The following is an 8735-nucleotide window of genomic DNA, read 5'->3' on the forward strand; positions in this document are numbered from 1 at the left end:
CATGAACGCATAGGGCAGCACCAGGAACACCGATCCGGCATGGACGCCATAGGGCTGCGCCGTCGCCGGATTGACCAGCCCCGGCTCGACCGCGTTCAGCGCCTCGACCAGCGCCAGCGGCGACAGATCGCCGAAGACCTGAAAGCAGATGATGACGGCCGCTATCATCATGCCGACCAGCATCAGCGCATCCGTCCACGCCACCGCCAGCAGACCGCCCGCGACGGTATAGACGATGATGATGGTGATCATCAGCACCGCGCCCCACGCCTCGGGCAGATCCAGCCAGCCGGCGGCAAGGATCCCTACCGCCTTGATCTGGCTGGTCAGGAACACCAGCAGCAGCACGATGGTCATCGCCGCCGCCACGCCCTGAACCCAGCGCCCCAGCCCGCCTTCGGCATGGGTCCGCGCGATGTATTCGGGGATGGTGCAGCTTTGCAGCTTCTCGGCGCGCTCGGACAGGAACCGCGCGAAGAACAGCACCGCGATCACCATTGCCGGGGCGAACATGAAATTGCCCAGCAGTTCGATTGCGCCGTATTGATAGGCGACGCCGGGCGATCCCATGAAGCCCCAGCCCGAATAGCCCGTCGCCACGATGGTCGCGGCCCCCACGAACGGCCCCAGCGACCGCCCGGCGATCAGGAAGCCGCTTTCGCTGTCGCCGCCCTCGTGCACCGTGGCGCTCGACTTCCAGCCGAGCCACAGAAGCCCGACGATGGATGCGCCCATGATGAGCCAGTTCAGCCAGATGTAATCTTGCACAGCAGTCTTCCTCCCTGCCGATGACCGATATGCGGGACGGGCGCGCGTTTCCTCCCTGCCCCTCCTGCGGGATGTCTTACATGCGCTTGCCCGCCAGCCCCGCCAGCCACGCGGCAAGCGCCACGCCGACCGTCGCGAGGTTGAGGATCACGAACCAGTCCAGAACCCAGGAATTGAGCATTCGGGTATCTCCCATTGCCGAAAAGAAAAAAGCCCCCGCACGTTGCGGGGGCTTTCAGGGTCAGGCCGCCTTGGACTTGCCCGGAACGATCAGATGCTCGGGGCCGTAGGGGAAGCCGGTGATGTTGCGGTTTCCGCCTTCCTCGATCACCAGGATGTCGTGCTCGCGGTAGCCGCCGGCGCCGGGCTTGCCCTCGGGAATGGTGATCATCGGCTCCATCGACACGACCATGCCGGGCTCCAGCACGGTGTCGCAATCCTCGCGCAGCTCCAGCCCCGCCTCGCGCCCGTAATAGTGCGACAGCACCCCGAACGAATGTCCGTAGCCGAAGCTGCGGTATTGCAGCAGGTTCTCGGCCGCATACATCTCGTTCAGTTCCTTGGCGATGTCCGAGCACTTCTTGCCCGGCACCAGCAATTCCTTGCCGCGGTCGTGGACGTTGCAGTTGACCTCCCACATGCGGATATGCGCGTCGCTGGCTTCCTCGGCGAACAGCGTCCGTTCCAGCGCGACGTAATATCCCGCGACCATCGGAAAGCAGTTCAGCGACAGGATATCGCCCCGCTCGATCCTGCGGCTGGTGACGGGGTTGTGCGCGCCGTCGGTGTTGATGCCCGACTGGAACCACGTCCATGTGTCCAGCAGTTCGGCATGGGGCCAGGTCCTGGCGATCTCGCGCACCATCGTCGCGGTGGAATGCAGCGCCACCTCGTGCTCGGGCGTGCCAACGGCGGTCGCCTCGACGCAGGCCGCGCCGCCGACATCGGCGATGCGCGCCATTTCGGTGATATGCGCGATCTCCTCGGCCGACTTGATCATCCGAAGCCGCATCGCGGCGGCGGCGATATCGACGAACTCCACCCTCGGAAACTCGGACTTGAGCAGGTTCAGCAGCTCGATATTGACGAAGTCGAACTCGATCCCGATGCGCCTGGCCTTGCCGACAAGCTGGCGGACAGCATGAAAATAATTGTCCTTGCTCCAGTCGGTATAGGTGACGTTGCCGCCGAAGGTGCGCCGCCAGGGCTGGCCGCCGTCGATGCCCGCGCTGATGCTGGTGGCGTTGTTCTGATCGATCACCAGCCCATAGCGCCGCCCGAACGAACAATAGACGAAATCGGCGTAATAGTTGATGTTGTGATACGACGTGAACAGGGCGGCGTCGATGCCGGCCTCGGCCATGTGGCCGCGGATCGCGTCCTGCCGGCGCTGCATCTCGCCCGCAGAGAAGGTCGGCCGCGCCTTTTCGCCGTTGCCGACATAGTTCTGAAGCCGTTCGCGTTCCATGATGCCTCCTTGAGGGGTTGACGGGTGATTGCGCCGATCTAGGGGTCTGCACCCCCCTCTTGTCAAAGGACCGTTTTTCACGTCCACATGAGGAAAACTAAAGGTGTCCCATGTCGCTTCCGCCGCTCAAGGCCCTTCGCGCGTTCGAGGCAGTAGCGCGGTTGGGCAGTTTCGCCGCCGCGGCCGAGGCGCTGTTCGTCACCCAGTCCGCCATCAGCCACCAGGTCCGCCATCTGGAGGATTGGCTGGGCGCGCCCCTGTTCGACCGTCGCGGCCCGCGTCCTCGGCTTCTGCCGCGCGGCACCGATCTGGCGCGCGACCTGACGCTGGCGCTGGGCGGCATCGACGCGGCCTGCGACCGCGCGCGGATGCACGCGCCCCCGTCGGCGCTCGTCGTGGCCGCCATCCCGTCGGTCGCGGTCTGCTGGCTGATCCCGCGCCTGCCCGCCTTCCGCGCCGCGCATCGCGACATTCCGCTGCGGGTGATCTATTCGCTGCATGGTCGCGACATCGACTTTCGCGATGTCCACGTGGCCTTCACCTTCGCATCGCAGACGCCGCGCCATCCCGGCGTGCGGGCGGTGCCATTCCTGCCCGGCGACAGCTTTCCGGTATGCAGCCCCGCCTATGCCGAACGGCTGAACTGTCCCGATCCGCCGCCCGCATCGTTCCTTGACGCCGAATTGCTGCACGATTCCGACACGTCGCACTGGGCGGCATGGCTCGCGCAGGCGGGGGTCGCGACCGCCCGCCCCCTCGACGGTCCGGTATTCGAGGATTTCAACCTGCTGCGCGCCGCCGCTTTGTCGGGTCAGGGCATCGCGCTCTGCCCCACCGCCATGATCCGCGACGATCTGGCCCAAGGCAGCCTGATCCGGCTGTCAGACATCACGGTGCGACAGGATTACGGTTATTACCTGCTGTCGGCCGCGACGGGCGACGACGCCGCCGGACGGATGGCCGCCGCCTTCTGCGACTGGGCGCTGGCGGCGCGTCAGCCGGATACGGCGGGCTGATCCACGCGGATGACGGTCAGCTTGCGCCGTTCGTTGTCGCGCGTATCCCAGTGGAATACCGCCCCTTCCGACAGGCCCAGCAACGTCACCCCGATGGGCGTCATCAGCGAAACCCGCTGCTGCGCGATATCCGCATGTTCGGGAAAGACCAGCGTCACGGCCTTTTCCTGTCCCGTCGTCTCGTCGCGATAGGTGACGGTGCTGCCGATGGTCACGACCGTCCGGGGCATCTTCGCCGTCGGCACGACGCGGGCGCGCGAAATCTCGCCCAGCAGACGGTCGGCCAGCGCCGGGTTGCGCTGCATCGCCCCCTCGGCCAACCCCTCGATATGGGCAAGCTGGCCCTCGTCGATGACGATCTTGGGGTCGCGCGCGGGCCGCTTTTTCGGCGCGTCGGTCGTATGGGACATCGTTCTAGCCTCCTTCATGGTGGCTTATTGGGGCCGCGACGGCGGCCGGCGGATGGTTTGCGGAAGGTGCTGACCCCCGGAACGGCAGGCGCGATTACGTCGCGGCCGTTCCGGGGGGCAAGCGGAACAGCAGACGGAACCGGGACTGATCGCGACATGCCAGCATGAACCGAAGGTAGGCAGCACGCCCGGCCTAGTCAATCGCAGGCAACGCGCGTCAGGGGGCAAGCACCGCCGTCGCAACGGAAAAATAGACCATTACCCCCACCGCGTCCGAAATCGTCGTCACCAGCGGCCCGCTGGCCGTCGCCGGATCCAGCCGCAGACGGCTTAGAAGGAAGGGCAACGACATGCCGACCAGGCTGCCGATCACCACCACCACCATCATCGTCGCCGCGACGACCAGCGCGATGTCGGGCCCGCCGCGCCATGCCCCCAGAGGCGCCACCACCGCCGCCATCGTCGCCCCCAGCGCGGCGGCCACCGCCAGTTCGCGCAGGATCAGCGCGCGCCAGTCGCGCAAAGCCACGTCGCCCGTGGCCAGCGCCCGCACCATCAGCGTGGCCGATTGCGACCCGGCATTGCCGCTGCTGTCGATCAAAAGCGGCAGGAAAAAGACCAGCGACACATAGGCCAGGATCGTTTCCTCGAAAAACGCGATGCCCGCCCCGGAAAAGAGGTTGCCGAAAACCAGCAGCGCCAGCCACACGATCCGCCGCGAATAAAGCATCCCGATCCCCGCATCCCGCAGGCTTTGCGTGAACGGCAGCACGGTCGAGATGCGCTGGAAATCCTCGGTCGTCTCGGCCTGCAACGCGTCGGCGGCGTCGTCATGCGTCACGATGCCGACCAGACGGCCATCCGTCTCGACCACCGGGATCGCCAGGATGTCGTAGCGCGCGATCGCGCGAGCCACCTCCTCCTGGTCGGTCAGCGGCCCGACGCTGACCGGCACCGATTCCATGATGGCGGCGACGGGGGCGTCCTCGGCCGCCAGGATCAGCCGGTGCAGGCGCACCGACCCGACAAGGCGCCCGTCCCCGTCCAGCACATAGGACCGATAGATCGTCTCGGCATCGGCGGCCGACAGGCGCAGCGCTGCAATGGCGTCCGCCGCCGTCATCGCCGGATCCAGCGTGACAAAATCCGACGTCATGATCGCGCCGGCCGTGCCCTCGTCATGGGCCGAAAGGCGGCGGATGTCGTCGCGGTCCTCGGGCGGCAGCATCGGCAGGATGCGCTGGCGTTCCCCGGCGCTCAGCGCCTTGAACAGATCCGCCCGGTCGTCCGCATCCATCTCGACGACGATGGCGGCCAGATCGGCCGCCGGAAGCAGCCGCGCCAGATCGCGCTGCGTGGCGATCCGCAGATACCCGAACGCGTCGGCCCGCCTCGGCAAGGGCAGCCGCGCCAGCCGCTCCAGCGCCGCGTCGCGCGGCAGTGTTTCAAGCCATGCGGCCAGATCCGACGCATGCGCCGTATCCTCGAAATCCGCCTCCGTCCCGTTCAGACTGCTCATCTACAGATACCGCCCCTTGCGCCGCGCCCGCCATTCCGCCCCCAGCAGAAGCGCCAGCAGCACCACCAGCCAGATCACCCGCCCCTGATAGCGGTCGGCCGGCGCCGACAGCCCGCCGCAGACGAACGCGTTGGTCGTCAGCCCCAGTACCAGCAAAGCGACCGGCAGGCGGCTGGCGGGCATCGCGAGGACCAGCGCCGCCAGCGCCAGCGCGCCCAGCGACACCGATAGGATCTGCACGCCTTCCATCCCGTCGAAGAAGGCGGGCGGATCGGCGAATGTCGTCTCCATCGCGGCAGGCCCGTCGATCCGCCATTCAGCGACCCGCACGTCGCCCAGCCCGAAGCGCACCATCTGCTCGGCGCCGTTGCCCAGCAGCGCCCAAAGCTGCGCGCCCGGATCGTAAAGGAACACCTGCCAGACCAGCGCCACCTCCTCGGCGGAAATCTGCGCCATCTGCGCCTTGGTCGCGCGGTCGCGGATATTGCCCTCGTCCCAAAGCGCCTTGGCCACGGTGGTCGGAAACGCGTCGTAAAGGGTGCAGATGGTGAAAGGCGCGGTATCGCAATTCTCGGTCAGATAGCGGACGGCCACCCCGTCGGCCAGCGACCGCGCCAGCAGGATCGGCAGCCGCGCGGGCGCCAGGCTGGGCTTGCCCCCCGGCAGCGCGCCCGAGATGGCGACGTTCACCGCCATCGCCAGCAGCAGCGGCGTCTGCACCGCCAGCGCGGCGATGGGCCGGCGCCGCCACAGATACCACGCGCCCAGCGCCACCCCCATCGTCGCGGCCAGCGGGATGTGGCTGTAATGGAAGACCGCGCCGCCGAACGCGCAGATCCACAGCGCGATGCCCGTCCACAGGCCCGGCCGCCCGTCCCGCCGCACGACGACGATGGGGATCAGGATCAGCCACGCCGCGAAGATGTCGGGCATGACCTGCGCGCTGTAGAACGCGACCGTGGTGATCCCCGCCGTCGCCATGCCCAGCGCCGCGCGCGCGACGACCCCCAGCGGCGCCAGCGCGGTCCAGATCAGCCACGCGGTCAGGAACGACACGATCGCCACCGGCGCCCACAGCCCCGCCGCGCGCACCGCCAGGTTGACGGCGACCGAATAGGGCACCGACCGCACGTTCGCCACCTGATGCGACGGTTCGAACGCTTCCGCCGCGGCGCCCGGCGCGGGCGGCGGCCCGTCGGTGGCGGTCCCTCCGGCAGGCGCCAGCAGCGCCGTCACCTTGTCGACGAAGAACTCGACCGCCACGCCGCCACCCACGTAATAGCTGCGCGAATCGCTGAACGCCAAGGGCGCGCCCGTCCAGAACGCGGGCCACATCAGCGCCAGCGTCAGCGCGCAAATTCCCGCCAAATGCGCCAGCCCGCCCGATCGGTCCATCTTCGCCGCCCTTCCGCCGCTGCCCTTGCCAAGCCTCGCCCCATCCATCACAGGTTCGCGCTGGTATCCACCTCGAAAGACGGGCGCCCGCCCGCCTTGCCAGACCGACCGGGGGGCCGACCGGCATGGACATGACAGCATCCGCCACACCGCGTCCCGACGTGGCCATCGTCATTCCCAGCTACGACAGGCCGCGCCAGTTGCAGACCTGCCTGCGCCACATCGCGGCGCTGGAAGGCGGCCCGTGGCGCACCATCGTCGTCGACGACGGATCGCCCGCGCCGCTCGCGCCTGTCTGCGAAGGCGCCGGCCCTTGGGCGACCTGCCTGCGCCAGCCCAATGCCGGCCCCGGCGTCGCGCGCAACACCGGGGCGCGCGCGGCCGAAGGGGCACGCTGGCTGCTTTTCACCGACGACGATTGCCGCCCGCGCCCCGACTGGGCGCTGCGGCTTTTGGCGGGACAGGACGGCGTGCCGTTGCGTCTGGCCGGGGGGCGGATCGACAACGCCCTGCCCGACAACGTCTATTCGACGGCCAGTCAGTCGCTCTCGACCTATCTCTATCACTACTACCAGTCGCAGGGCAGCGACATGCGGTTCTTCACCACCAACAACATGTGCTGCCTGCGCGACGATTTCCTGCGCGTCGGTGGGTTCGACCCCACCTTCGGCATCGCGTCCGAGGATCGCGACCTGTCCCTGCGCTGGAAGGATGCGGGCGGCACGCTGGTCTATCTGCCCGATGCCGTGGTCGATCACGCGCACGACCTGACGCTGGGCGGCTTCTGGCGGCAGCATTCCAATTACGGGCGCGGCGCGCGGCAACTGCACCTGACGATGGATGGGCGCGGCGATCCGCGGCCCAAGGTCGAACGCGCCGCGTTCTATGCCGGGATGCTGGGCTGGCCGCTGCGCCATTCGCAGCGAATGCGGCTTTACGAATCGTTCCTCATCGGTCTCAGCCAGGTGGCGATGGTGTCGGGCTATGCCCGCGCGATCCGGGCCGAACGGCGCGCGGGCCGCGGCCGGGACTGATGCTGTCGGTCTATCCCACCCTCTGGCGGCTTCTGGATGCCGGGCAGCGCTGGCGCATGGTGGCGCTGACGGTGGCGATGGTGGCGACGGGCCTGTTCGATCTGGCGGGCATCGCGCTGATCCTGCCGTTCCTGGCGGTGATGGGCGATCCGCAGATCGTCTTCTCGCGCCCGCGCCTGGCCCGCATCTACGAACTGGCCGGGTTCGAAAGCACCTTTGCCTTCCTTCAGGCGATGGGCCTGACCATCTTCGCCGTCGTGATCGTCGGCATCGCGGTGCGCGTGGCGACCTTCTATCTCATCAACCGCTATGTGCGCGGCATCATCGTGGCACTCAGCCACCGGCGCATGGCGGGGTATCTGTCGCAACCCTACGAATGGTTCCTGACCCGCCATTCCGCCGAACTGACCAAGGCCGTCCTGCAAGAAGTGAACGAGACGGTGAACGGCGTCGTCGCCCCCGCCATCCGCCTGATCGTCAACGGGTTCCTGACCGTGCTGCTGATCGGCTTCCTGCTTTACGTCGAACCCGTGGGCGCGGCGGTGATCGGCCTCGGGCTGGCGGCGGGGTTCGGCGGCGTCTACCGCATGGTCGGCATCCGTCTGGGCCGCATGGGCACCGACCGGCTGCTGGCCAACCGCGAACGCCAGCAGGTCGTCGGCGAGGCGTTCGGCGGCATCAAGGAGGCCAAGCTGATGGGTCTCGAATCGCATTATCTCGGCCGTTACCTCGACCCGTCGCGCCGTCTGGCCCGCCACCAGGCGTCGCTTGCCATCATCGGCGAATTGCCCCGCTACGCGATGGAGGCGCTGATTTTCGGCGGCATGCTGCTGTTTTTGCTGTTCCTTCTATGGACGCGCGACGGATCGCTGGCGCAGGTCGTCCCGATCATCGGCGCCTTCGCCTTCACCGCAATGAAGCTGATGCCGACCGCGCAAAGCCTGTTCCGCGACATCGCCCGGATCAGCTTCGGCCGCCCCACGCTGGAAGAATTGTCGCGCGACCTGGCCGGTCTGCCCGACCCTGCCGCGGCCCGCGACGCGGGATCGCAGGACATGACCCTGCGCCACGGCATCGCGCTGGAAAACGTGGTCTATTCCTATCCGGGCGTCGAAAGCTCGGCGC

At 67.8% G+C, this 8735-nt stretch carries 8 protein-coding genes; 3 read left to right on the forward strand and 5 right to left on the reverse strand.

Annotated elements, in window-relative coordinates:
- A partial coding sequence (locus tag OCGS_RS00935) for a sodium:solute symporter family transporter (protein ID WP_040610251.1) occupies positions 1-768 on the reverse strand: 768 nt, incomplete at its 3' end.
- Positions 769-1009: 241 nt separating this feature from the next.
- A complete protein-coding gene (locus OCGS_RS00940; protein ID WP_007425334.1) occupies positions 1010-2236 on the reverse strand; it encodes an aminopeptidase P family protein in 1227 nt (408 codons plus the stop codon).
- Positions 2237-2346: 110 nt separating this feature from the next.
- Here OCGS_RS00940 and OCGS_RS00945 point away from each other — a divergent pair, with 110 nt between their 5' ends.
- Entirely contained in the window at positions 2347-3252 is a 906-nt protein-coding gene (locus tag OCGS_RS00945) for a LysR family transcriptional regulator (RefSeq protein WP_007425335.1), read from the forward strand.
- Here OCGS_RS00945 and rnk read toward each other — a convergent pair.
- The 3 genes from rnk to OCGS_RS00960 form a co-directional block, all read right to left on the reverse strand.
- Positions 3231-3662, reverse strand: coding sequence for a nucleoside diphosphate kinase regulator (gene rnk, locus OCGS_RS00950; RefSeq protein ID WP_007425336.1), 432 nt, complete (start codon positions 3660-3662; stop codon positions 3231-3233). The two genes, OCGS_RS00945 and rnk, sit on opposite strands and share 22 nt — an antisense overlap.
- 217 nt (positions 3663-3879) lie before the next feature.
- Complete coding sequence (gene mgtE, locus OCGS_RS00955; protein WP_007425337.1) at positions 3880-5181, reverse strand: magnesium transporter; 1302 nt, start codon at positions 5179-5181, stop codon at positions 3880-3882.
- On the reverse strand, positions 5182-6576 hold the full coding sequence (locus tag OCGS_RS00960) for a hypothetical protein (RefSeq protein ID WP_007425338.1): 1395 nt from the start codon (positions 6574-6576) through the stop codon (positions 5182-5184).
- Between the two features lie 131 nt (positions 6577-6707).
- Between OCGS_RS00960 and OCGS_RS00965 the strand changes: the two genes are divergently transcribed.
- Both OCGS_RS00965 and OCGS_RS00970 read left to right on the forward strand, forming a co-directional pair.
- Entirely contained in the window at positions 6708-7610 is a 903-nt protein-coding gene (locus tag OCGS_RS00965) for a glycosyltransferase family 2 protein (RefSeq protein WP_040610259.1), read from the forward strand.
- A partial coding sequence (locus tag OCGS_RS00970; RefSeq protein ID WP_202948655.1) for an ABC transporter transmembrane domain-containing protein occupies positions 7610-8735 on the forward strand: 1126 nt, incomplete at its 3' end. The genes OCGS_RS00965 and OCGS_RS00970, both read left to right, overlap by 1 nt.

The organism is Oceaniovalibus guishaninsula JLT2003 (assembly GCF_000299575.1).
Lineage (GTDB): Bacteria > Pseudomonadota > Alphaproteobacteria > Rhodobacterales > Rhodobacteraceae > Palleronia > Palleronia guishaninsula.